Raw genomic sequence first — 22313 nt, 5'->3', positions numbered from 1 at the left:
ACTTCAAGTTTGGATCAGTCAATGTGTGAAGGTGATTTTTATTTTTCGGTAATGCGTGAATTTTTTGATCGGCGACAAATGTGGAGTTAGCCTGTTCTGAGAGTTGTTGAGATAAAAATGTAAGTTAAATAATTGAAAATTATCGTCTTTAGCGTGGAAGTTCGGCTTGTTTTAGTGTTAGGAGATTTCCCCGCATTGGATTGAAAATTCCCTCTGTGTAGGATAAATCTGGCTTGTTGGTGCTTGATATATGTCGGACTATTTATATTTTGGATTGTCGCTTAATTTATCTCGAATTAAGTCTCTATTTTTTAAACATTGCTGCCGAAAGTTACGGTGGACATAAACTGCGTAGTCATGCGTTAATCAGTTCTGTTCGGTATAACGGATGCAGGATCGGCATAGACTGCTTGGCGTCACGCAATGACATTTCATACTTATTTCCGCAAAGTTCTTGGCAAGCCGTCGCGCGCAACCGCCGATCGGAGTGCTCTGCATCGTGACCCGTCCTGGATGCACATGGGTTCACGCGGGCAGGTTCGTGAGCAATCACGTATGGAAGGCCAGCGGCTGGCTGCGTCGGAGCGCAGCGACTGCTCACCGGAGTCGAGCGAGGCTATCTTCGAGTTGCTGGGTTCGTCGGCGAACGCCGCGTATGACACGTCGGCATACGAGCGGCCGGGCGCGTCGGCACATACCGATCGGGACGATCTTCTCGCCACGCTCAATGAACAGTATTACCAGGCGCTCAAATCGCCGTACTTCCTGCCCAACTCGGAATGGATCGGGTCGTCTGCAAACGGGATACCCGGATTGGGCAAAGAGGCGATGGGTGAACGAGCCCGCGCTGAGGATGATTTAAGTTCAATCCACAGTCTGCTATCCGACATCGACGTGCTCGAGGAAGCCTTCGATGCGTTGCACGAGGGCGGCGTGACGGATTTGGCCGGACACGACGCGGTGCCGGAAATCCTTCGCCTGTTCGCACCAGCCGAATATCACGCGTCGGCGGCGCGCCGCGTGGGAATGGCGCCGCCGCACGTCGCGCGGCGAGATCATCACACGCTCGCGATCGACAGCCCGCTAGCGGCTCTGAACACTCACATTCACCACGAGACCAACGAATGACCGCCCAACCGCTACAGGATGTCTTCGCGAGCCAGGAACGCCAGTGGTCGCCGGCAGCACAGATCGAAATGGTCGAAGCGAACATTCGTAGTCAGCCGACGTTGGCCGCGCATCGCTGGACGCTGTTCCAGTGGCTATGTATCACGTACCAGTGGACGCGGGCCATCCAGCAACTCCAGGTTTTTGCCCAACTGGAGCCGTCCCAGGCGTCCGTCGCGCAAGCATGTCGAGACCTGGTTCGCGCGGAACACTGGCGCGCAAAAGTCATGGCCGGGCAGCAGGAGCCGGGGTGGGTATTCGGCGACGCGCCCGCGTGGATACACGGCATGCTCAGTGCGCTCAAACTGTCCGCGCAGGGACAACAGGACGCGTCGGATGACGCCCGGGAGCGCGCGTTGGATCTCGCTCCGCTGGTCGCCGGGCACACCTCGAATCAGCGCTTTGAATGGATCGGTGACAGCGATTCGCGGCTAGGCCCGGTCTGTGAGCTAATTTCCGCCGGGCGCTATCGCTGGCTTTCGCTGGCGGATATCGCCAGTTGGCGGATCGAAAGGCCGTCGACGCTACTCGACCTCGTGTGGGCGCCGTGCACGCTGTCGCTGATCGACGGCGCGGTGGTGCGCGGCTTCATGCCGGCACGTTATCCGCTCGCCGCCCACGGGTTACCTGTCCTGCGCGAGACGCTGCAACTCGGGCATGAGACCGTTTGGCATGAGTCGGGGCGCACGGCCGTCATTGCGTCCGGGCGTAAGACCTGGACGACAAGCGCGGCTGATTTCGATCTGTTCGAATTGGCTGACTGTTCGTTTGGTCCCGCCGCAGTGGACGGCGCCGCGCACTCCGGTCCGGCGGCAGGAGTGCAGCGATGAGCCGCAAACGTCATGAGCCGGACCGAACGGCATCCGCGCCGCGCCAGGCCGATGCACAGCTGCTGCCCACCTTGTTCGATCGGCTGCGCGACGACGCACCGCACCGGCAGACCGAGGCGCCCGGCGACTATGCGGTCAGCCGGGCGCAGATGCGCGACATCATCCAGCGCGATCTTGCGTTTCTGCTCAACGCGACCAGCATGGAAGACCTGATCGATCGGAAGCGGCATTCATACGCGGCCGCATCGACCATCAACTTTGGCGTGCCGCCGCTCGCAGGGGCGTTCATGGCGTCGCAAAAATGGGCAAAGATCGAGGAGGTGATACGGGGCGCCATACGGGACTTCGAGCCGCGGCTGATTGCACATACGGTGCAGGTCGTGCCCCTCACGGATGTCGATAGCCAGAGTCGCTACAACCACCTCGCGTTCGAGATCCGCGGAATGATCCGCATGGACCCCTATCCGCTCGAGTTCATGGTGCAAAGCTCGCTCGACCTTGAAACGAGCCGGCTGCACGCAGCGGCTCGTTGACCACAGGACATTGTTATGGATCCGCGACTGCTCGATTACTACAGCCAGGAACTGATGTATGTACGCGAACTGGCTGGCGAGTTCGCGCAACTGCATCCGAAGATCGCACGCCGGCTCGGCATGCAGGCCGGCGAGATGACCGATCCGTACGTCGAACGGCTGATCGAATCGTTCAGCTTCATGGCGGCGCGTATGCAGCTCAAGCTCGACGCGGAATTCCCGCGCTTCACGGGACGTCTGCTCGAGGTGATCTACCCGAACTATGTGGCGCCCACGCCGTCCATGTCGGTCGCGCGTTTCTATCCGAGTCCGAGCGAAGGCAACCTTGTCGAAGGCTTCTGCGTGCCGCGCGGCAGCATGCTCACGGGCAAGAAGTCGCCGGGGGAGGACACTGTGTGCGAATTCCGCACGGGCCAGGACGTCGCGCTCTATCCCCTCGAGATTACCCATGCACAACTGACGGGGATTCCGCCGGACATTCCCATGCTCGACCGCTATGTGCCGCCCCACACGCAAGTGCGTGGCGCATTGCGGCTGCGGTTGCGTGCCACGGGCGAGGCCAAAATCGCTGAGCTGCGCGGACTCGACCGACTGCCGGTCTATCTGGCCGGAGACGAGCAGGTTGCGTCGCATCTGTTCGAACTGCTTCACGCGGCAGGCGTTGCGTCGATCACGGGCGAGCCTGGGTGTTTCGCCGACGCGGCGCGTCCCTTCTGTGCGGTCACGCATGGCGCGGTCGCACACGAGGGGCTTGGCATCGATCAGGGGTTGCTGCCGCTTACCTGGTCAAAATTCCATGGTCACAATCTTCTGCACGAATATTTCGCATGTCCGAGCCGCTTTTATTTTTTCACGCTGACCGGACTGCGCGAAGGGCTGAGCAAGGCAAAAGGCCGTGAAGTCGAGATCGTCGTGCTGCTCGACCAGTCGCCGGACCGGCTGATCGGCCTTGTCGACGCCTCGCGTTTCGCGCTGTTCTGCACGCCCGTGATCAATCTGTTTCCGCGCAAAGCGCAGCGCATCGAATTGAATGCGGCCAGCACGGAATTCCATCTGGTTCCGAAGCGCAACGCGCCGCTCGACTACGAAGTCTATTCGGTCGAAGCGCTCACGGCGCAGGTCGGCAAGAAGTCGACGGAATTCGCCTTCCGGCCGTTGTATCAAACGCTGAACAATGACGAGGGCAACCACGGGCGCTATTTTTCGCTGCGCCGCGAACGCCGGTTGTTATCGGACTCGGCCCGCCGCTACGGCACGCGCACGCCGTACATTGGAACTGAAGTGTTCGTGTCGCTGGTCGACCAGCAGGAAGCGCCGTATCACGAAGGAATGCGCTATCTGTCGATCGACGCCTGGCTGACCAATCGCGACTTGCCGAATCTGTTGCCGCGCAACGGCGTGAACGATCTGGACGCCGTTGATTCGGTGCCCGCGATCGGCGTCGGCTTGATTCGTGCGCCGAGCGCGCCTCGCGCGCCGTTTGCCGAGCGCGAAACCGCATGGCGGCTTATCCGGCAACTGAACTTCAACTATTTGCCGCTGGAAGATATGGATCACCGCCCTGGCGGGCAGGGTGTGCGCGACATGCTGCGCCTGTTCCTCACCGGCGACGACGTGGGACCGCGGCGTCAGGTGGAAAGCCTCGTCGGCGTGAAGACGCGGCCGGTCGCAAGGAAACTGCCCGGTGGCGGCCCACTGGTGTTCGGTCGCGGCATCGAATGTCAGTTGACGGTCGATGAAACCGGCTTTTCCGGTTTGAGCCCCTACCTGTTCGGGCTGATTCTCGAGCACTATCTGGCACGGCACGTATCCATCAATTCGTTCACGCAGACCGAGCTTCACTCAATGCAGCGCGGCCAATTGATGCGCTGGCCCGTGCGCATGGGCACACGCGGAGTGGCTTGATGGACCGGGCCCAATTCACGTCAACGCTGCGAGACACGGCGCTATCGGCGGATGCAGTCGAACGGTTGCAGACGCAGCCGTGGCATTTCGGATTTTTTTCGCTGATGCGCCGCATCGGTGCCGATGTGCGTATCGATGCGATCGGCAAGGCGCGGCGTCCGCGTGCCGAACCATTCCGGTTAGGCCAGAAGCCGAGCCTTGCATTCGCGCCGCGTGAGATCGCCAGTGTGGGTGAACTCGGCGGGCGCCTGCATATTCGTCTGTTCGCGCTCGGCATGCTTGGACCGAATGGGCCGTTGCCCATCCACATGACGGAGATTGCCAGGGAGCGTGAAGAAAGCCGGCGCGATCCTACGCTCGTCCATTTCCTCGATATTTTTCACCATCGCTACCTCACGCTGTTGTACCGCGCGTGGGCCGACGCACAGGCGACCGCTGGACTCGACCGTGCCGGGCCCGATAGCGAACGATTCTCCTTTTATGTCGCGAGCCTGACCGGCCAGGATACGCGCGAGATTGGGCAGCGCGCTTTGCCCGCACACGCGCAACTTGCCGCGTCTGCGAACCTCGTGCGCGAAGCCCGCAACCCGGATGGCTTGCGCATGACGCTCGAGCGGTATTTCGGCGTTCCCGTCGCGATCGAGGAGTTCGTTTTTAACTGGATCGACGTTGCTGCCGACGATCACAGCTATATCGGCAAGCCCGGCGGTGCGGCGACGATGGGCGACGGCGCGATGCTCGGTGAGCAGGTGCCGGATCGTCAGCACCGTTTCCGGATCATCATCGGCCCGGTCGATATCGACGAATACCTGCGCTTCACGCCTCGTGGCGCGGATCTGCCGCAACTGGCCGATTGGGTGCGGAGTTTCATCGGTCGCGAATTCGAATGGGAGCTGGAGTTGCGCATCCGCGCACAAAGCGCGCCGCCTGCCGTGATGGGCGGCCCGCAGCAATTGGGCTGGTCAGGATGGCTCGGTCGCTCGCCCAGCGGCGAGCCGATTACCGGCATGCGCTTCGAGCCTGAACGCTACGCCGGCACGTTCGCGAAACAAAGTATCGACGCGGCGGGCAAGCGCCGGGTCACGCCGCAAGTGAAGGGACAAGATGAGTAGCAGCAAGAGACAACCGACGGCGAAGGTGTCGGCAGCCAAGGCCGTCACACCCCTGCCTCACGACTGGATGTCACCGGTCGAGGCCGCCGCGCCGTGCGGGACCGACCTCGAATACGACCCGGAATTCGTCGTGCTGGCCGCGCAGATGGCCGTGAAAGTGGACGCGCAGTACGGCGACTTCGTGGGGATACCGGAACCGGTGAACTGGAGCGAGGTCGAGCGCGATTGCCGACGCCTGATGATGCGCAGCAAGGACATGCGTCTCGCGGTGTTGTTCACGCGCTGCCGCACGAGGCTCGCGGCAGCGGCGGGACTGGCGGAAGGGCTGGGGCTGTTGGCCGCATGGCTCGCCGCGTTCCCCGGCGCGCTCCATCCCCAACCCAGTGTCGACGACGATCAGGAAGCGGCGCTCGAAATCCGCATGAACGCTTTGCAGGCGTTGACAGATTCGGATGGGTTGCTGTCCGACCTGCGGGAGATCGCGTTGACTCGTTCCACCGCCACGCGCCTTCAGATGCGCGACGTCGAGCGCGCGTTTGCTCATCCACGGCCGAGCGATGCGCTCGCGCCCGAATCCGTTTCGCGGCAACTCGAGGATCTTCGCATCCAGCAGCCGGACATGCTTCGCGGCTTCGATGGCGCGCTCGCGAGCCTGGAGTCCATCGATACCTGGTGCAAGGCGCATCTCGGCGTCTACCTGCCGGACCTCGCTGCGCTCACGCGGTTGTTGCGGCGCGTAGTGGGAGATCGATCGCGCGTGACGATGGCGCCAGATGACGGATCGGTGGAGGCGATGCCGCTCGACGATGCTTGTGCGGCGGCATCGTCGAACGAGGAGGCGCGCGTCGAGCATGACGACATTTCGCCGCCGACCGGTTGCGCCGCGCCGGTTAGCCTCGGCGTCAATGTGGCGGCAGCGGGTCGTGAGGGCGCTTTGGAGCGTATCCGGGAAGCTCGATACTGGTTCGAACAACACGAGCCGAGCAGTCCGATCCCCGTGTTGCTGAAGCGCGCTGAACGGTTTGTGGGGAAACGGTACGTGGATGTCGTCAAAGCCATTCCCACGGAGTTGCTCGAACAATGGGATGGCGAGGAATAGTCGTGGTGCGCGATGTTTAGAGCCTTCACTGTGATTGCCATCGGAATAGCGCTTCTCGTCGCGGCGTGTTGTTGTCCACACGCCAGTTCTTGCAGGAGTCGATTGTTGTGCCAGGAAAGGTCGAGGCCTTGAACGCGGGAGGAAGCCATCCTCAAATCACCTTCGTGCAAAAAAAGGCGAAGTCATTTCGTACCCGCAAGGGGACGTGCTCTCCGGCGCTGCCGATAGCAGTCGATTTGAGCCAAGTCGGTCGCAATTTTCCAAAAAAAATGCCCCCTCAAGTCGCCCAAATCCGCAACGGCACCCCCTCAATCCCATGCACCACCGGCCGCAACTCAATCCAGCATTTCACAAACGCCCGCTGCAGCAATTCCATCGACCGCGAAACCCCCCGCACGACGAGCACTCCAGAAGTCACGCAAGAAGCCGCCATCCGCACCGAATCATCGAACGGCAATTGAGCCGTCAACGCCTCAGCAAGCGCATCATCGCAAGCATCCCCAACAGCCCAAAGCGTCCCATACGCAGGAAACCCCGCCAGCCCTTGAGCAGCATCGCGTAGCGAATCATTCGCCTCAAAAATCGCGCGCTCGAACCACAGCAACTCGCCGTCAGCCCCAACAATCCGCGAAACCGCACGCAAACGCCCATCCGACCACCGCTCACCCGCGGCCTGGCGCCCGAGCTGCGTCGCATCCCAGCCGATCGCAGTGGCGTCGCGAGCCAGCGTCAACGCAAAATCCAGCTCCGCGTCCGCACGATCAAAAACGATATTATTCTGCGGCAGCCAATCGAGCTTAGCCCGCTCACCGACACGCACCGCGATCTGCTGCTGCGCTTCACGCCCATTGGACTTGTACCACTTGGTCGCCCCCGGCGTGGTGATTACAGCATGCGCATCTGCGCCAACATCAACATCAATAGCAAGCCGATCACCACCCGCAATCCCACCCGGCGGATGCACGATCACCGCATGACAAACGCCATGTCCTTCAGGATAAAGCGGCCGCTGAACCCGCAACGGCCCGTCATGCAGCCGATGCTTGAGCGTCGTCCGCTCCCCATCCTTGACAAACCCAAGTTCCAGACGCGCGCGCCATTGCGAATGCGCGCCGTCTTGCGCGGTAGCGAGTGTGACGTGATTTTCGTGAAGCGACATGCGAAGGGAGTGCGACCAGACGAAGAAAAGCAAAGCGTGCCTGCGCACGTAAGACAGCGCTCAACAGCGCTGACACAGGATGCATCGAGAATAGCATGCACGATGTCCAACACCGTTCACACGGCGATCAGCCCCCGCACGCCATCCGCATCCATATTGGCGCCTTCGCCGCCCGCGATGATCTCGCCACGGCTCATCACCCAATACCGGTCGGCGATGTCCTTGGCGAAGTCGTAATACTGCTCGACGAGCAGTACCGTCATGCCCATTTCTTCGACCAGTTGACGCAGCGTGCGGCCGATATCCTGAATGATCGAAGGCTGAATGCCTTCGGTGGGTTCGTCGAGAATCAGCAATTGCGGATCGCTCATCAACGCGCGGCCAATCGCGAGCTGCTGCTGCTGACCACCCGACAGATCGCCGCCCCGACGGCTGCGCATATCCTTCAGCACCGGAAAGAGTTCATAGATACGATCCGGGATTTTCTTGGGCGCCTTCTTGCTAGCGGCTCCCACCAGCAGATTTTCTTCGACGGTCAAGCGCGGAAAGATATCGCGCCCCTGCGGCACATAAGCGAGGCCTTTCTCCACGCGCGAGTAAGTCGGCAGTTTGGTGATCGGCGCACCGCGCCAGGCGATCGAGCCGCTCTTCGTTTGCACGACGCCCATCAGACAACGCAGCAGCGTAGTCTTGCCCACACCGTTACGGCCGAGCAGAACAGTGAGTTTGCCGTCGGGCACGGTGAGCTTCACATCGCGCAGAATGTGGCTGCCGCCGTAGTACTGGTTCAGGTTCTCTACTTCTAGCATGTTGGTTCAACCTTTTATTACGGCAGTCCGTTTCACCGGCCCAGATAAGACTCGATGACCGTCTCGTCGCGTTTCACTTCGTCGAGTGTGCCGTGAGCGAGCACGCGCCCTTCGGCCATCACCGTGACCTTGCCGGCCGCGCCCGACAGCGCCGCCACGAACTCCATGTCGTGCTCGACGACCATCATCGAACAGGTGCCGCGCAGATGGTTGAGCAGTTCGGCGAGTTGCATGGTTTCGTCGTCGGTCATGCCGGCGGCCGGTTCGTCGAGCAACAGGAGCGCCGGTTGCTGCATCAGCAACATGCCGATTTCGAGCCGTTGCTTCTGGCCGTGCGAGAGTTCGCCGGCGAGCCGCCGCGCTTCGCTCTCCAGACCGATCAGCGCGAGTGTCTCCTCAATGCGCGCTTGCGCCTCGCGATCCAGCCGCGCGCGCAACGAAGCCCACCAGCCCTTGTCGGCCTTCATCGCCAGTTCGAGGTTTTCCCACACGGGATGCTGCTCGAACACCGTCGGCTTCTGAAACTTGCGGCCGATGCCCGCGCGCGCGATGGACGGCTCGTTCATCCGCGTCAGATCGATCGACTGGCCGAGATAGACCTTGCCGGAATCCGGCTCGGTCTTGCCGGTGATGACGTCCATCATCGTCGTCTTGCCGGCGCCGTTCGGACCGATGATGCAGCGCAATTCCCCGGCGTCGATGGTCAGCGTCAGCGCATTCAACGCGCGAAAGCCGTCGAAGCTCACGGTCACGTCTTCGAGGTACAGGATCGTGCCGTGCGACACGTCGATCTCGCCGGGCACGACCGCGCGGCCCAAGCTCGCGACGCCGCTCAACGAGGTTTCAGCCGGTTCTTCCGGTAAAGCCAGGTCAGGAACCATCGGGTTTTCGTTCATGAGCGGTTCCTCTTGCGCGTCACCATTTCGATCAGTCCCATGATGCCGTTAGGCAACAGCAACGGAACCAGCACGAAAATCAGACCAAGAAAGAACAGCCAGTATTCAGGGAAGTTCGCCGTGAAGAAGCTCTTCGCGCCATTCACCGCGAAGGCGCCGATGATCGGGCCGATCAGCGTGCCGCGTCCGCCCACGGCGACCCAGATCGCCATTTCGATCGAGTTGCCCGGCGACATTTCGCCTGGATTGATAATGCCGACCTGCGGCACATACAAGGCGCCGGCGATGCCGCACAACACGGCGGACACGGTCCAGACGAACAGCTTGTACGCAAGCGGGCTATAGCCGAGGAACATCAAACGCGTTTCGCCGTCGCGCACCGCGGTCACCACGCGGCCGAGCTTCGAGGTGACGATGGCTCGCGCGCCGATGAACGCGAGAATCAGCACGGCGAACGTAATCAGCAGCAGGGCAGTGCGCGTGCCGGGATGCGTGATCGGAAAGCCGCCTATGCGCTTGAAGTCGGTAAAGCCGTTATTGCCGCCGAAGCCCGTTTCGTTGCGATAGAACAGCAGCATCGCGGCGAAGGTCATGGCCTGCGTGATGATCGACAGATACACGCCTTTCACCCGCGAGCGGAACGTGAAGAAGCCGAATACCCACGCGACCACCGCCGGCACCAGCACCACCAGCAGCAGCGCGTAGCCGAGATGCTGCGTGCCTTGCCAGTACCACGGGAGTTGATGCCAGTCGAGAAACACCATGAAGTCGGGCAGGTCGCTGCCGTATTTGCCTTCGTGGCCGATCGAGCGCATCAGGTACATGCCGATCGCGTAGCCGCCGAGCGCGAAGAACAGCGCGTGGCCAAGGCTCAGAATGCCGCAGTAACCCCACACGAGATCGAGTGCGAGCGCGGCGATCGCGTAGCACATGAACTTGCCGGTGATCGTCATCGCGTAGGCGGACAGATGCAGCGCGCTCGTCTCCGGCACGACCAGCGTGGCGAACGGCACGCCCAGACCGAAGACGATAATCAACGCGACCAGCGCGAGCCACGCGCGCCGCGACAACAGCGCGGGGCGCGGCGGCAGGCCGAGCGCGAAGCCGGATTGAGGCTCGCGCCCGGCGCTGGCGCCACCGCTCGCTGCGCCGACATGAGCCGATGAAGTTGCCGATGTCATCTCATGCCTCCGCGCTGCGGCCCTTGAGGGCGAACATGCCCTGCGGACGCTTCTGGATGAACAACACGATCAGCACGAGCACCGCGATTTTCGCGAGCACCGCGCCCCAGAACGGTTCGATTGCCTTGCTGATGAGCCCGAGGCCGAAGCCGCCGATCACCGTGCCGGCGAGTTGTCCGACACCGCCAAGCACCACGGCCATGAACGAATCGATGATGTAGCTCTGGCCGAGGTCCGGACCGACATTGCCGATCTGCGAGAGCGCGCAGCCGCCCAGACCCGCAATGCCCGCGCCGAAGGCGAACGCATACGAATCGACCCGCGCGGTCTTTACGCCGACGCAGGCCGCCATACGGCGGTTCTGCGTGACGGCGCGCACGAAGAGGCCGAGACGCGTCTTCGTGAGCACGGCCCACGCGATGCCGACCACGATCAGCGAGAACGCGAGAATCGCGAGACGGTTGTACGGCAGGATCAGATTGGGCAAGACGGTGACGCCGCCGCTCATCCACGCCGGGTTGACCACTTGCACGTTCTGCGCGCCGAATAGCATGCGCGTCGCCTGAATCAGGATCAGGCTCACGCCGAAGGTGGTCAGCAACGTCTCGAGCGGACGGCCATAAAGATGCTTCAGTACCAGCCGCTCGAGCACGATGCCCACCAGTCCCGCGGCGACGAACGAAGCCGGAATGGCGAGTAGTGGATACCAGTCGAACGCGCCGGGCGCGAAGCGCTGAAAGAGGTTCTGCACGACGTAGGTGGCATACGCGCCGATCATCAGGAATTCGCCGTGCGCCATGTTGATCACGCCGATCAGCCCGTAGGTGATGGCGAGCCCCAGCGCGGCGAGCAGCAGCACGCTGCCGAGCGACAGGCCCGCGAACAGCGTGCCGGCGATCTGGCTGCGACGCTGGATCGCATCGAGTTCGTCGATGCCGCTTTGCGCGGCGGCGCGCACGCGATCGTCGGCTTCCACGAAGGTGCCGTCGGGCTTCTTCGCGACGAGCGGCCGCAGCAGTTCGTTCATGTCGAGGTCGTGCCGCGCGGCGACCAGTTGCACGGCTTCGAGGCGTTTGGCCGCGTCGGCGTCGTGCAGCGCCGTCATTGCCCATAGCGTGTCGAGGCGCTTCTTCAACGCGGGATCGGTTTCCTTCGCGCGTGCCGCGTCGACGAGCGGTTTAATCGACGGATCGGGGTTTTGCAGCAGCGCGGTAACGGCGGCATCGCGTGCGGCCACATCCGGCGAATCCAGTTGCAGGCCGGACAGCGCGCCCGCTACTTTGGAGCGCAGCAGATTGTTCAGCGTGACCGGTTGCGCATCGCCCGCAGCGACGGTCTTGCCGGTGACCGCGTCTTTCGCCGTATCGCCGTCCTGAAGCAGCACGGCGCCCGCGTCGGTGGCGAGCGCGCTATCTTCGGAGAGCGCTTTGAGCACCGCCATCGATTCTTTGTCGTGATTGGCGATCAGCTTGTCGATGGCCGCGGACTTCGCGTCGAAGTCGTCGCCTGCGAGCGGCGCAACATCGGCTTGGGTCAGCGCGAAGGCGGCCAGCGGTGCGCCGGCGAGCAGCACGAGTGCCGCGCCAGCGACGCCGCGTCGTGCGACCTTTCCTGCGACTTTTCGTGCGACCTTTCGTGCGGATGTCAGGAATGAAAACGCCATGGTGGCCTTTGAAGAAAATCCGGCGTAGCGGCGCGGCATGTGGGCAAGCGCCGTTGCCGCGCCGTCGGGTTGCTGCGCGCGAGGGTCGTGCCTTTCGGACGCCCGATCAAGGCACGAACGCGGGTGCGGTGGGCGCGCCCGTCGCGGGATTGCAATCGGCAAATCGAGGTGCCGCGTCGGCGAGTTTCACCGTCGCGGCACGCTTTGCCGTCAGGCGACGCGCGAGCGCTTCAGGAACGCCGGAATCGAACTGACCACGTCCGGCTTGCTCGAATTGCCGGCGATGAACGGGCTCCACGGTTGCGCGCGAATCGCGGTCTTGGTACGCCACACCACATTGAACTGGCCATCGGCACGTACTTCGCCGATCATCACCGGCTTGTGCAGGTGGTGATTGCCGTCCATCTCCAGCGTAAAGCCAGACGGCGCTGCGAAGGTCTGGCCGACCATCGCCACGCGTACCTTGTCGACTTCCGTGCTCTTGGCCTTCTCGACCGCTTGCTTCCACATATGGATGCCGACGAAGGTCGCTTCCATCGGGTCGTTGGTCACGCGCTTGGTGCCGCCCGGCAGGTTGTTCTGCGCGACCCATGCGGCCCATTGTTTCTTGAACTTTTCATTGGCCGGATTGCGCAGCGACATGAAGTAGTTCCACGCGGCCAGGTTGCCGACCAGCGGCTTCGTATCGATGCCGCGCAGTTCTTCCTCGCCGACCGAGAACGCAACGACCGGCACGTCCGACGCCTTCAGCCCCTGGTTGCCCAGTTCCTTGTAGAACGGCACGTTCGAGTCGCCGTTCACGGTCGAGATCACCGCGGTCTTGCCGCCTTGCGAGAAGGTCTTGATGTTCGCGACGATGGTCTGATAGTCGCTGTGGCCGAACGGCGTGTAGACCTCCTGGATATCGGCTTCCTGCACGCCCTTCGACTTGAGGAACGCGCGCAGGATCTTGTTGGTCGTGCGGGGGTACACATAGTCGGTGCCCAACAGGAAGAAGCGCTTGGCGCCGCCGCCTTCCGCGCTCATCAGGTACTCGGTCGCCGGAATCGCCTGCTGATTCGGCGCTGCGCCCGTGTAGAACACGTTGCGCGACATTTCCTCGCCTTCGTATTGCACGGGGTAGAACAGTAGGCCGTTCAGTTCCTCGAACACCGGCAGCACCGACTTGCGCGACACGGAAGTCCAGCAGCCGAACACTACGGCGCACTTGTCCTGCGTGATCAGCTGACGCGCTTTTTCAGCGAACAGCGGCCAGTTCGACGCCGGGTCGACCACCACCGGCTCCAGTTGACGGCCCATCACGCCGCCGTTCTTGTTGATGTCCGCAATGGTCATCAACGCAGTGTCCTTGAGCGATGTCTCCGAGATCGCCATCGTGCCCGACAGCGAATGCAGGATACCTACCTTGATCGGACCACTGGACTGCGCCTGCGCAAACGGAACCTGACCTGCAAGCGCCAGCGCGCCCGACATGGAGCCGAACTTCAACAGACTGCGACGTTTCATGTATATCCCCTTGCCATTGATGGTGACTGTTTATGGGCGTCGATTTCAGCCAGCAGGGCTTATCCCGCATGACTTGCCGCTTATGTACTGCAAGGCACATGCCATGCAGTAAATTCGACTTGTATGGCGTGGGGCGCATGCTGCGGCGCGACTGCGGCAGGGCGGCGTGTGCCTGATAGGCGCGGAATTGGTGCAGCATCGCGCGACGCGCATCGTTCGGGTGCGTGTCGCGCCGCAACGAAGCGCATGTATCCGCCAGGGGGCGTCGGCGGTGCATGGCCGCTGCGCGGTTGTGCATGCAGTGCGGTGCCTATGCTGAGGCGCAGCCCGACAAGCGCGTGGTGAGGAAGTGGAGCGGGCGGGGCTCGGTCGGTCACGGAGCGGCCGGCGTGGTGCGGCGCCGGCCGTTTACTATTTTTAGTCCCGGTTGCGGGACTTGCATCGATTGCCTTCGATCAGAACGCGACGAACGGCCCAGTCTGCTTGCCGACCTTGGCATTGCCGATCACGTTATAGATATCGCGGCCGTAGAAGAACGGCAGCCCCCACAGGAACATGTTGTTCTGGCTATTCGAGAAGGACTGGCCGAGGTTATTGAACGCGGTGTTGCCACTGGCCATCAGGCTAATGACGTTGGCCAGCGGAAATGGCATTTGCAGCGGCGGGCTCGTTCCGTTAGTCGCTTCGATTGTCGCGATCGGATTCAGCGGGCTGGCCGGCGTGTATAAACCTTCGACGGAAGAGGGAATGGTGCGGTCCGGAAACGCGTAAGCCAGGGTGCCGCTATCGATCGCGCTCTGGTTGAACACATGCCCCTGATACTGCGTCGTGAACATGCCGTATTTGTCGAGCGCGACGACGGTGGCGGTGGTCGGCAACGTATTGTTCGACTGCGTGCTGACGCCGAACACCAACTGGCCCGTCACGTTTGCCTGACCCGTAGCCGGCACGGCGGGCAGACGGATGACTGTGCCGTTGTTGTCGGTCGCGAACGCGGGGACGGGATTGGCGACCTCCTTGCTCGCCAGCATGCGCGTGCTGACACAGTTGGTCTGCGAAGCGCAATAGTAGTAGAGACCGGGCACCGCGGTGGTCAGGGCATCGAGCGAGTCGCTCGTGAAATTGTCGATGCCGAGAATGCCGTTCGCTCCCAGGGTGTCGAAGCGCGTGCTCATGTCTCCGCCGTTGTGCGCGATGCAATCGGCCGGAGTGGAGAACTCGCCGTCGGCAATCACCTGGATCGGCAGATTGCTCGCCGTCTTGCTGCCGATCGTGATGTCGGCGCGTTTGACGGAACCCCACGTAAAACCCGAGGCAAACGGCGCGCATTCGGCAATCGGCGCCGAGCCGACCTTGTCGTCTACCGCGCCGGCTTGGGTGAGCAGCAGCGGGGCCAGCGTCGGTATCGCGTTTGCTGCAATGCGCACGCCGGTCGACCCGGTGTCCACCAGCATGTTGTCGACGGTGACGCAGCGGCTCGCGTCCGAGGTTCCCGGCACACAAACCTTGATCGACACCAGCAGCCGGTTGAGCCCATTGGCGTCGCCCGTCGAGGTGCCGACGCGAACCGGCACGGTGTTGTCGCCGGTGGCTGGAGTGGATGAATTGTTCGAGCTACCGGAACCGCCAGAGCTGCCGGAGCCGTTCGGCGCTGGGGTCCAGGCCGGCGTAGCGTTCCAGCCGATGGAGTTGCTCTGGTTGCCGCTCGAACTTCCGCCGCCGCAGGCGCAAAGGGCGATCGCCGCCAGGGCCGCCGCGAGCCCGAGCGTCTTCTTCAATGTGTTCATGTTGTGTTTTTTCATAGCTCGACGCGGGTCCTATTGCAGATCGCCAGGACGCACGCCGGCGGGCATCAGGCGCGGCAACCAGGCCATGCCGCTGAAGCGCCCCAAACGGCCGGCGGATTCGATGCGAAAGTCGTCGTTGCCGTCGATAAGCGGCCCCGTGCCGGCCGCGCGGCTTTGGCCGGCATTCACGAAGTTGGGGAAGTAGCTGCCGAGCAGCGCCGTCATGTCCGGACGGATCGGCCCGTTCCATGTGACTGCGAACACGACGTTCTGCGGCAGCACATATTCATGGATGGTGACGCCGTTGGCGTCGACCGACTGGCGCATGGAGTAGGGCGCTGAGCCCGCCGGTTGAGCCGCCGCGCCGGATTGCGGCGTGGCACGCAGCAGCGCCGTGGACGATGCGCCCGTGGATGGTGCCCCGCCCAGCCTTGCGTACGACGAGAGCGGCAACAAGGTTGCGGCCAGCATCGCGATCTTTAAAAATCTCATCACATGACTCCCCAAAATATCGGGAGCATGTTGCCTGTGCGATGCTCAGGAAACCGTATGAAATTTCGGAAGCGAATGCACGAAGCGGCGCAACGGAAGCTGGCCGCAGTGTCGTGGCGAAGGAGGTGACGTCAACGCGGCGTCAATTGAAGCCAGGCTGCGTCGAGGTTGACGGCGGCCTGATCTGGGCGGCTGATCAGTACGTGGGAACGGACGGATCGACCTGACGCGACCACGCGTCGATCCCGCCTTGCAGATTGAAGACGTTGGTGTGGCCGCGCGATTCGAGGAACATCGCGACCTGGGCGCTGCGCGCGCCGTGATGGCAAACGCAGACGATCTGCGCGTCGTCGTCGAGTTCTTCGCTGCGGGCGGGGATTTCACGCATCGGAATCGATACGGCGCCGGCGATCGACGCCGTTTGAATTTCCCACGGCTCGCGCACGTCGAGCAGCACGGGCGCGGGACGGGATGTATCGGCAAGCCATTCGGCGAGCGCCGGAGCGGTCAGATTTTGCATCAGCGGAACATCCGGTTCAGAGGACGGCGGGCGTGGCCGCCGTCCGGGATCGTGCGAGTTAGAACTTGAAACGCGACGGCTGCACGGCGTTGATGAGCGGCTCGACATAGGTTTCGAACACGTCGGCAATGCGGTATTGCTTCTCGTCGATACGCGTGATGATCTGCGCCTTCATGACCGGCGCGGTGCCGACGAACGCCGCCAGACGGCCGCCGATCTTCAGATGGTCGAGCATTTCCTGCGGCAGCACCGGCAGGCCGCCCGACACGCAGATCACGTCGTACGGCGCAGCGCCGGCCCAGCCGCGCGCGGCGTCGCCGGTGGCGACTTCGGCGTTCAGCACACCGTTGGCGGTCAGATTGCTCTTCGCCAGTTCCGCCAGTTCCGGTTCGATGTCTACCGTCAGCACGTGCTGCCCGCGGTGCGCGAGCAACGCGGCCATGTAGCCCGAGCCCGCGCCGATTTCGAGCACGCTTTCGTGTTTCTTCACCGCCAGTTCCTGCAGCACGCGCGCTTCGATGCGCGGCGCCAGCATGTGCTGGCCGGCCGGCAGCGGCACTTCGAAGTCGACGAAGGCCAGTTCGCGATACACGGCGGGGACGAAGTTTTCACGCTTGACGATCGAAAGCAGATTCAGCACGTCCTGGTCGAGCACTTCCCAGGGGCGGATCTGCTGTTCGATCATGTTGAAACGCGCTTGCTCGATGTTCATGGTGGGTTCGGCTGTATGGTTTGGCGAGTCTTGCGGGGTTTGCTAGGTTTGCTATCAGCCACTGACCGCCGGCCTTGCCCGCGCAACTCGGCACGCAAAGCCTGTCAGGGTAACTGCGGGATTGTACCAAATGACGGTGACGATCCGCGCCTTGGCGGGCAACCGGCGGCGCCATCGCAAGACGAAAGTTCGCGATGCCGGGCAGTGCACGCCCCCGTGTTAATCCCTAGCGATCTTTCCTTGCGCTTCCCGCATTCATCGCCCAAGAATGTAATCGATTACATTTTCAAGGCGACTTCACTTGTCCAGATCGTCATCCAGGACGGCTCCCGCGGCGGTGTCCGCAGCGCGTTCCCAGCCCGGCGTTGCGCCATTGCGCGGCGCGGCCGAAGGCATGTCGATTGCCGGCGTGGCCGAGCAGGCGGGCGTCTCCGTGGCGACGGTGTCGCGCGTGCTGAACGGCCACGAGAACGTGCGGCCCGCCACGCGCGACAAGGTGCTGGCCGCCATCGACGCGAGCGGCTACCGCGTGAACGAACTCGCGCGCAACCTGCGCACTGCCGAGAGCCGGCTGCTGCTGACCATGGTCCCGGACGTGGGCAACCCCTTTTATGCGGAGATCGTGCGCGGCATCGACAGCGTGGCGCGTCAGCACGGCTACTTCATGCTGCTGTGCGACACCGGCGCCGATCCGGGCCGCGAGCGCAGCTACTTCGATCTGCTGCGGCGGCGCCGCGCGGACGGCGCGATCTGTCTCGATCCGGCCACCATCCAGCAGGCGTTGGGCGAGGCCTCCAGCGCGCTGCCGTGGGTCGCGTGCTGCGAGTTCGACCCGGCGATGGGTGTGCCGTACGTCGGCATCGACAACTACCGCGCCGCAGGCGACGCCGTCCGCCATCTGCTCGCGCGCGGCCACCATCGCATCGGCCTCATCAATTCCGATGTCGACTACCTGTACGCACGGCAGCGTCAACAGGGCTATCTGGACGCGTTGACAGCAGCGGGTATCGCGCCGGACGAACGCTGGCGCATGAACCTGAACAGCCTCGACTATGAAGCCGGCGCGTCGGCCGCAGCCACCCTGATGAATCAGCCGCAGGCGCCGAGCGCGATCTTCGCGGTCTCCGATACGCTCGCGATCGGCGTGATCCACGGCTTGCGCAGCGTCGGCAAGCGCGTGCCGGACGACATCGCCGTGGTCGGCTTTGACGATATCTCGCTCGCCGCGCAAATCGATCCGCCGCTCACCACCATCGCGCAACCCATGCGCGAGCTGGGCGAAACCGCCGCGCGCCTGTTGCTGCAACGGCTCGCCAATCCGTTGGCGAACGTGCCGGGCGTGCTGCTGCCGCATCGGCTCGTAATTCGCGGGAGCGCCTGAATCATGAGTCTCGCGATCCGTTTCGACGACATCCGCAAAGACTTCGGGCCCGTGCGCGTGCTGCACGGCGTGAGCTTCGAACTGGCACCGGGGCGCATCTACGGTCTGCTCGGCGAGAACGGCGCCGGCAAATCCACGCTGATGAAAATCCTCGCCGGCTACGAGACCGCGACCTCGGGCACTTTGCTGGTCGATGGGCAAGCGCACCAATTCATCGGATCGCGCGACGCCGAAGCGCAAGGCATCGTGCTGATCCACCAGGAGTTCAATCTTGCCGAGCATCTGACGATCGCGCAGAACATGTATCTCGGTCATGAAAAAAAGCGCGGCTTGTTCGTGGACGATGCCGCGATGAACACCGAAGCCGCGCGCTTTCTCGCGCAGGTCGGGCTGGAAAAAACGCCCGATACGAAAGTGCGCGAATTGATCGTCGCGGAAAAGCAGATGGTGGAGATCGCCAAGGCGCTGTCGCGCCGCGCGCGGCTGCTCATCATGGACGAACCGACCGCGACGCTCACGCCGTCCGAGACCGAGCGCCTCTTTACGCTGATGGCCAAGCTCAAGGCCGACGGCGTGACCATCATCTACATCTCGCACAAGCTGGACGAAGTGGAGCGCATCACCGACGAAGTGATCGTGATGCGCGACGGCCGCTTCGTCGCGCGCGGGGAAACTTCCGGACTCGCGCGCCAGCAGATGGCGAACCTGATGGTTGGCCGCGAGCTATCGGACATGTTTCCCGACAAGATCACCGTATCCGTCGACGCGCCGCTCGCGTTGAAGGTGGAAGGCCTGGCCGTGCCGGATTGGGTGGAAGACCTCAGCTTCGACGTGCGCGCCGGCGAAGTGCTCGGTTTCGCGGGTCTGGTGGGCGCGGGCCGCACCGAAGCGTTCGAAGCGATCATCGGTCTGCGCAAGCGCACAGCGGGCCGCATCGAAGTCGCCGGCCGTCCCGCCGATCTGAACAGCCCGCGCGACGCAATGCGCCACGGCATCACGTATCTCAGCGAGGATCGCAAGGGCAAAGGTCTGCACGTGAACCTGAGCCTGCAGGACAACGTCACGCTGATGACCCTCGAACGCTATGCGCATCCATTGCTCGACATGAAAGCGGGACGCGCCGCATTGACCAAAGCCGTGAGCGAATTCGGCATCCGCACGGGCGACCTGTCGAGCCGCGCGCGCATGCTGTCCGGCGGCAATCAGCAGAAGCTCGCGCTCGCCAAATTCCTGCAGCCCGACCCGAACGTGATCGTGCTCGACGAGCCGACGCGCGGCGTCGATGTAGGCGCGAAACGCGACATCTATTTTCTGATTCACCGTCTCGCCGCGCAGGGCCGCGCGGTAATCGTCATTTCATCCGAACTGATCGAGCTGATCGGGCTGTGCCACCGCGTCGCCGTGATGCGCGCGGGACGCCTGCAAGCCACGCTTACGCTCGAACATCTGACCGAAGAGGAGTTGATCGCCCATGCGACCGGCACCCACTGAAGCCGTGCAATCCGGCCGCGCGTTGCGCTTCGCGCATCGACTGTATGCGCTCGGGCCGCTCGTCGGACTGATCGCGCTGTGCATTGTCGGCACGTTGCTCAACCGCGATTTCGCGACCCTCGACAACATGATGAACGTGCTCACGCGCACGTCGTTCATCGGCATCATCGCGGTCGGCATGACCTTCGTGATCATTTCCGGCGGCATCGATCTGTCGGTCGGCTCGATGGCCGCGTTGATCGCGGGCAGCATGATCTGGCTGATGAACGGACTCGCCGCGGGCGTCGGCGGACACACGTTTCCGCCGCTGATGATTCTCACGCTCGGCATTGTGGGCGCGCTGATGCTCGGCGGCCTGTTCGGCTGCGCGCACGGCTTGCTGATCACCAAGGGGCGCATCGAGCCGTTCATCGTCACGCTCGGCACGTTGGGCATCTTTCGCGCGGTACTGACCTGGCTTGCGGACGGCGGCGCGCTGACTTTGGATAACTCGCTGTCCGACTTGTATGGCCCGGTGTATTACGCGAGCCTGTTCGGCGTGCCGGTGCCGATCTGGGTGTTTCTTGTGGTCGCGGCCGGCGGCGCGCTGATTCTCAACCGCACGGCATTCGGCCATCACGTGCAGGCGATCGGCTCGAACGAACAGGTCGCGCGTTATGCGGCGATTCGGGTCGACACTGTGAAGATCGTCACCTACATGCTGCTAGGCATTTGCGTGGGCGTGGCCACGGTGCTGTACGTGCCGCGGCTCGGCTCGGCCACGCCCACGACCGGTTTGCTATGGGAGCTCGAAGCGATCGCCTCGGTGGTGGTCGGCGGCACCGCGCTCAAGGGCGGCGAAGGGCGTGTGATCGGTACGGTGATCGGCGCGATCCTGCTCTCGGTAATCGCCAACATTCTGAATCTGACCAGCATCATCAGCGTGTACCTGAACGCGGCGGTGCAGGGCGTAGTGATTATCTTCGTCGCGTTCGTACAACGTGGACGGCGGTAGCGATGGCGCTTCATATTGCGCCTTGAATCTGTAATCACGGCGAGTTGAGAATCGGGGCGCACGAACGCCTCACAAACGGAGACACAACCATGAAGCAGGTCATTCGAGCGGTCGGCGCCGGCATGCTGGCGTTGGGAATACTGGGCACGGCGAACGTCGCGCGTGCCGATGAAAAAGTCACGTTGGGCGTCGCGATTCCGACGGCCGATCACGGCTTCACGGGCGGCATCGTCTGGTGGGCGAACAAGGCCAAGACCGATCTGGAGAAGGCGCATCCCGATCTGAAGGTGATCGTCAAGACCGCGGCCGGCGCGCCCGAACAGGCGAACCAGTTGCAGGATCTCGTGACGGTCAACAAGATCAATGCACTCGTGATCTTCCCGTTCGAATCGGCTTCGCTGACGCAACCGGTCGCGCAGGTGAAGAAGAAAGGCGTGTACGTGACGGTGGTGGATCGCGGCCTGACCGACACCAGCGCGCAGGACGCGTATGTGGCGGGTGACAACACGGCGTTCGGCAAGATTCCCGCCGAGTTTCTGGCGAAGGAGCTGGGCGGCAAAGGCGATATCGTCGCGCTGCGAGGCATTCCGACGACGCTCGACAACGAACGCTGGACCGCCTTTACCGGCGTGCTGAAGGCGTATCCGAACATCAAGATTCTCGACGCCAAGTACGCGAACTGGAATCGCGACGACGCCTTCAAGGTCATGCAGGATTACCTGACGCGCTTCAAGCATATCGACGCCGTCTGGGCCGCCGACGACGACATGGCCGTCGGCGTGATCAAGGCGATCGAACAGGCGAAGCGCACCGACATCAAGATCGTGTTCGGCGGCGCGGGCTCGAAGGGCATGGTGAAGAACGTGATGGACGGCGCGCCGATGATCAAGGCCGACGTGTCGTACTCGCCTAAGTTCATCTACGACGCTATCAAGCTCACTGCCGAAGCGCGTCTGAAGGGCGACAAACTGCCGGCCACCACGATCATTCCGTCGGTGCTGATCACGAAGGAGAACGCGCAGCAGTTCTATTTCCCGGACTCGCCGTTCTGACCTGGGCATCCGGGGCGCGCCGCT

The 22313-nt window shown here is 62.8% G+C and carries 20 protein-coding genes; 10 read left to right on the top strand and 10 right to left on the bottom strand.

Translation table 11 applies throughout. The features are described 5' to 3' along the window. Positions 1 to 423: 423 nt before the first annotated feature. Genes B0G71_RS15740 through B0G71_RS15715 form a run of 6 tightly spaced genes read left to right on the top strand, consistent with a single transcriptional unit; the run spans position 424 to position 6646 of the window. Entirely contained in the window at positions 424 to 1128 is a 705-nt protein-coding gene (locus tag B0G71_RS15740) for a TagK domain-containing protein (RefSeq protein ID WP_116142667.1), read from the top strand. After that, complete coding sequence (locus tag B0G71_RS15735; protein WP_116142666.1) at positions 1125 to 1997, top strand: type VI secretion system accessory protein TagJ; 873 nt, start codon at positions 1125 to 1127, stop codon at positions 1995 to 1997. Before B0G71_RS15740 ends, B0G71_RS15735 begins: the two co-directional genes overlap by 4 nt. Continuing rightward, on the top strand, positions 1994 to 2530 hold the full coding sequence (gene tssE, locus B0G71_RS15730) for a type VI secretion system baseplate subunit TssE (RefSeq protein ID WP_116142665.1): 537 nt from the start codon (positions 1994 to 1996) through the stop codon (positions 2528 to 2530). The genes B0G71_RS15735 and tssE overlap by 4 nt, the downstream gene beginning before the upstream one ends. 15 nt (positions 2531 to 2545) lie before the next feature. Next, positions 2546 to 4435: a type VI secretion system baseplate subunit TssF gene (tssF, locus tag B0G71_RS15725; RefSeq protein ID WP_116142664.1), complete on the top strand. Its 1890-nt coding sequence runs from the start codon at positions 2546 to 2548 to the stop codon at positions 4433 to 4435. Then, on the top strand, positions 4435 to 5547 hold the full coding sequence (tssG, locus tag B0G71_RS15720) for a type VI secretion system baseplate subunit TssG (RefSeq protein ID WP_116142663.1): 1113 nt from the start codon (positions 4435 to 4437) through the stop codon (positions 5545 to 5547). Before tssF ends, tssG begins: the two co-directional genes overlap by 1 nt. Further along, complete coding sequence (locus B0G71_RS15715; protein ID WP_116142662.1) at positions 5540 to 6646, top strand: ImpA family type VI secretion system protein; 1107 nt, start codon at positions 5540 to 5542, stop codon at positions 6644 to 6646. Before tssG ends, B0G71_RS15715 begins: the two co-directional genes overlap by 8 nt. Positions 6647 to 6923: 277 nt before the next feature. Here the strand turns inward: B0G71_RS15715 and B0G71_RS15710 are convergent, their stop codons facing one another. The 10 genes from B0G71_RS15710 to B0G71_RS15665 form a co-directional block, all read right to left on the bottom strand. Then, a complete protein-coding gene (locus tag B0G71_RS15710; RefSeq protein WP_116142661.1) occupies positions 6924 to 7805 on the bottom strand; it encodes an urease accessory protein UreD in 882 nt (293 codons plus the stop codon). A 116-nt stretch (positions 7806 to 7921) separates the two neighbouring features. Next, positions 7922 to 8614: an urea ABC transporter ATP-binding subunit UrtE gene (gene urtE / locus B0G71_RS15705; protein ID WP_116119192.1), complete on the bottom strand. Its 693-nt coding sequence runs from the start codon at positions 8612 to 8614 to the stop codon at positions 7922 to 7924. Positions 8615 to 8646: 32 nt separating this feature from the next. After that, positions 8647 to 9510 (bottom strand): urea ABC transporter ATP-binding protein UrtD, encoded by an 864-nt coding sequence (gene urtD / locus B0G71_RS15700; protein WP_106285901.1) that lies wholly within the window; start codon positions 9508 to 9510, stop codon positions 8647 to 8649. Continuing rightward, positions 9507 to 10691: an urea ABC transporter permease subunit UrtC gene (gene urtC / locus B0G71_RS15695; RefSeq protein ID WP_116119193.1), complete on the bottom strand. Its 1185-nt coding sequence runs from the start codon at positions 10689 to 10691 to the stop codon at positions 9507 to 9509. Before urtC ends, urtD begins: the two co-directional genes overlap by 4 nt. Position 10692: 1 nt before the next feature. Then, positions 10693 to 12354, bottom strand: coding sequence for an urea ABC transporter permease subunit UrtB (urtB, locus tag B0G71_RS15690; protein ID WP_116148623.1), 1662 nt, complete (start codon positions 12352 to 12354; stop codon positions 10693 to 10695). A 210-nt stretch (positions 12355 to 12564) separates the two neighbouring features. Next, positions 12565 to 13860 (bottom strand): urea ABC transporter substrate-binding protein, encoded by a 1296-nt coding sequence (gene urtA / locus B0G71_RS15685; protein ID WP_012432005.1) that lies wholly within the window; start codon positions 13858 to 13860, stop codon positions 12565 to 12567. Between the two features lie 455 nt (positions 13861 to 14315). After that, complete coding sequence (locus B0G71_RS15680; RefSeq protein WP_258875611.1) at positions 14316 to 15647, bottom strand: DUF3443 domain-containing protein; 1332 nt, start codon at positions 15645 to 15647, stop codon at positions 14316 to 14318. A 30-nt stretch (positions 15648 to 15677) separates the two neighbouring features. Further along, positions 15678 to 16139, bottom strand: a complete 462-nt coding sequence (locus B0G71_RS15675) for a DUF2844 domain-containing protein (protein ID WP_116142659.1) — start codon at positions 16137 to 16139, stop codon at positions 15678 to 15680. A gap of 196 nt (positions 16140 to 16335) precedes the next feature. Next, positions 16336 to 16659, bottom strand: coding sequence for a rhodanese-like domain-containing protein (locus tag B0G71_RS15670; protein WP_091796474.1), 324 nt, complete (start codon positions 16657 to 16659; stop codon positions 16336 to 16338). 58 nt (positions 16660 to 16717) lie between these two features. After that, on the bottom strand, positions 16718 to 17371 hold the full coding sequence (locus B0G71_RS15665; protein WP_106279814.1) for a protein-L-isoaspartate O-methyltransferase: 654 nt from the start codon (positions 17369 to 17371) through the stop codon (positions 16718 to 16720). A gap of 301 nt (positions 17372 to 17672) precedes the next feature. Between B0G71_RS15665 and B0G71_RS15660 the strand changes: the two genes are divergently transcribed. From B0G71_RS15660 to B0G71_RS15645, 4 genes are all read left to right on the top strand, one after another. Then, positions 17673 to 18752, top strand: a complete 1080-nt coding sequence (locus tag B0G71_RS15660; RefSeq protein ID WP_116142658.1) for a LacI family DNA-binding transcriptional regulator — start codon at positions 17673 to 17675, stop codon at positions 18750 to 18752. Positions 18753 to 18755: 3 nt separating this feature from the next. Next, the gene (locus tag B0G71_RS15655; RefSeq protein ID WP_116142657.1) at positions 18756 to 20243 is read left to right on the top strand and encodes a sugar ABC transporter ATP-binding protein; all 1488 of its coding nucleotides are present in this window, start codon (positions 18756 to 18758) and stop codon (positions 20241 to 20243) included. Continuing rightward, complete coding sequence (locus tag B0G71_RS15650) at positions 20224 to 21237, top strand: ABC transporter permease (RefSeq protein WP_116142656.1); 1014 nt, start codon at positions 20224 to 20226, stop codon at positions 21235 to 21237. Before B0G71_RS15655 ends, B0G71_RS15650 begins: the two co-directional genes overlap by 20 nt. Before the next feature lie 89 nt (positions 21238 to 21326). Beyond that, positions 21327 to 22289, top strand: coding sequence for a substrate-binding domain-containing protein (locus B0G71_RS15645; RefSeq protein WP_116119201.1), 963 nt, complete (start codon positions 21327 to 21329; stop codon positions 22287 to 22289). Positions 22290 to 22313 lie beyond the last annotated feature (24 nt).

The sequence above is a fragment of the Paraburkholderia sp. BL27I4N3 genome (genome assembly GCF_003386115.1).
Lineage (GTDB): Bacteria > Pseudomonadota > Gammaproteobacteria > Burkholderiales > Burkholderiaceae > Paraburkholderia.
The sequence above is the reverse complement of the archived record's forward strand: the minus strand, read 5'-3'. Positions and strand labels throughout refer to the sequence as shown.

Coding starts and splice junctions, on each gene's coding strand:
- B0G71_RS15740 (WP_116142667.1), top strand. CDS start 424: ATGACATTTCATACTTATTTCCGCAAAGTTCTTGGCAAGCCGTCGCGC.
- B0G71_RS15735 (WP_116142666.1), top strand. CDS start 1,125: ATGACCGCCCAACCGCTACAGGATGTCTTCGCGAGCCAGGAACGCCAG.
- tssE (WP_116142665.1), top strand. CDS start 1,994: ATGAGCCGCAAACGTCATGAGCCGGACCGAACGGCATCCGCGCCGCGC.
- tssF (WP_116142664.1), top strand. CDS start 2,546: ATGGATCCGCGACTGCTCGATTACTACAGCCAGGAACTGATGTATGTA.
- tssG (WP_116142663.1), top strand. CDS start 4,435: ATGGACCGGGCCCAATTCACGTCAACGCTGCGAGACACGGCGCTATCG.
- B0G71_RS15715 (WP_116142662.1), top strand. CDS start 5,540: ATGAGTAGCAGCAAGAGACAACCGACGGCGAAGGTGTCGGCAGCCAAG.
- B0G71_RS15710 (WP_116142661.1), bottom strand. CDS start 7,805: ATGTCGCTTCACGAAAATCACGTCACACTCGCTACCGCGCAAGACGGC.
- urtE (WP_116119192.1), bottom strand. CDS start 8,614: ATGCTAGAAGTAGAGAACCTGAACCAGTACTACGGCGGCAGCCACATT.
- urtD (WP_106285901.1), bottom strand. CDS start 9,510: ATGAACGAAAACCCGATGGTTCCTGACCTGGCTTTACCGGAAGAACCG.
- urtC (WP_116119193.1), bottom strand. CDS start 10,691: ATGACATCGGCAACTTCATCGGCTCATGTCGGCGCAGCGAGCGGTGGC.
- urtB (WP_116148623.1), bottom strand. CDS start 12,354: ATGGCGTTTTCATTCCTGACATCCGCACGAAAGGTCGCACGAAAAGTC.
- urtA (WP_012432005.1), bottom strand. CDS start 13,860: ATGAAACGTCGCAGTCTGTTGAAGTTCGGCTCCATGTCGGGCGCGCTG.
- B0G71_RS15680 (WP_258875611.1), bottom strand. CDS start 15,647: ATGAACACATTGAAGAAGACGCTCGGGCTCGCGGCGGCCCTGGCGGCG.
- B0G71_RS15675 (WP_116142659.1), bottom strand. CDS start 16,139: ATGAGATTTTTAAAGATCGCGATGCTGGCCGCAACCTTGTTGCCGCTC.
- B0G71_RS15670 (WP_091796474.1), bottom strand. CDS start 16,659: ATGCAAAATCTGACCGCTCCGGCGCTCGCCGAATGGCTTGCCGATACA.
- B0G71_RS15665 (WP_106279814.1), bottom strand. CDS start 17,371: ATGAACATCGAGCAAGCGCGTTTCAACATGATCGAACAGCAGATCCGC.
- B0G71_RS15655 (WP_116142657.1), top strand. CDS start 18,756: ATGAGTCTCGCGATCCGTTTCGACGACATCCGCAAAGACTTCGGGCCC.
- B0G71_RS15650 (WP_116142656.1), top strand. CDS start 20,224: ATGCGACCGGCACCCACTGAAGCCGTGCAATCCGGCCGCGCGTTGCGC.
- B0G71_RS15645 (WP_116119201.1), top strand. CDS start 21,327: ATGAAGCAGGTCATTCGAGCGGTCGGCGCCGGCATGCTGGCGTTGGGA.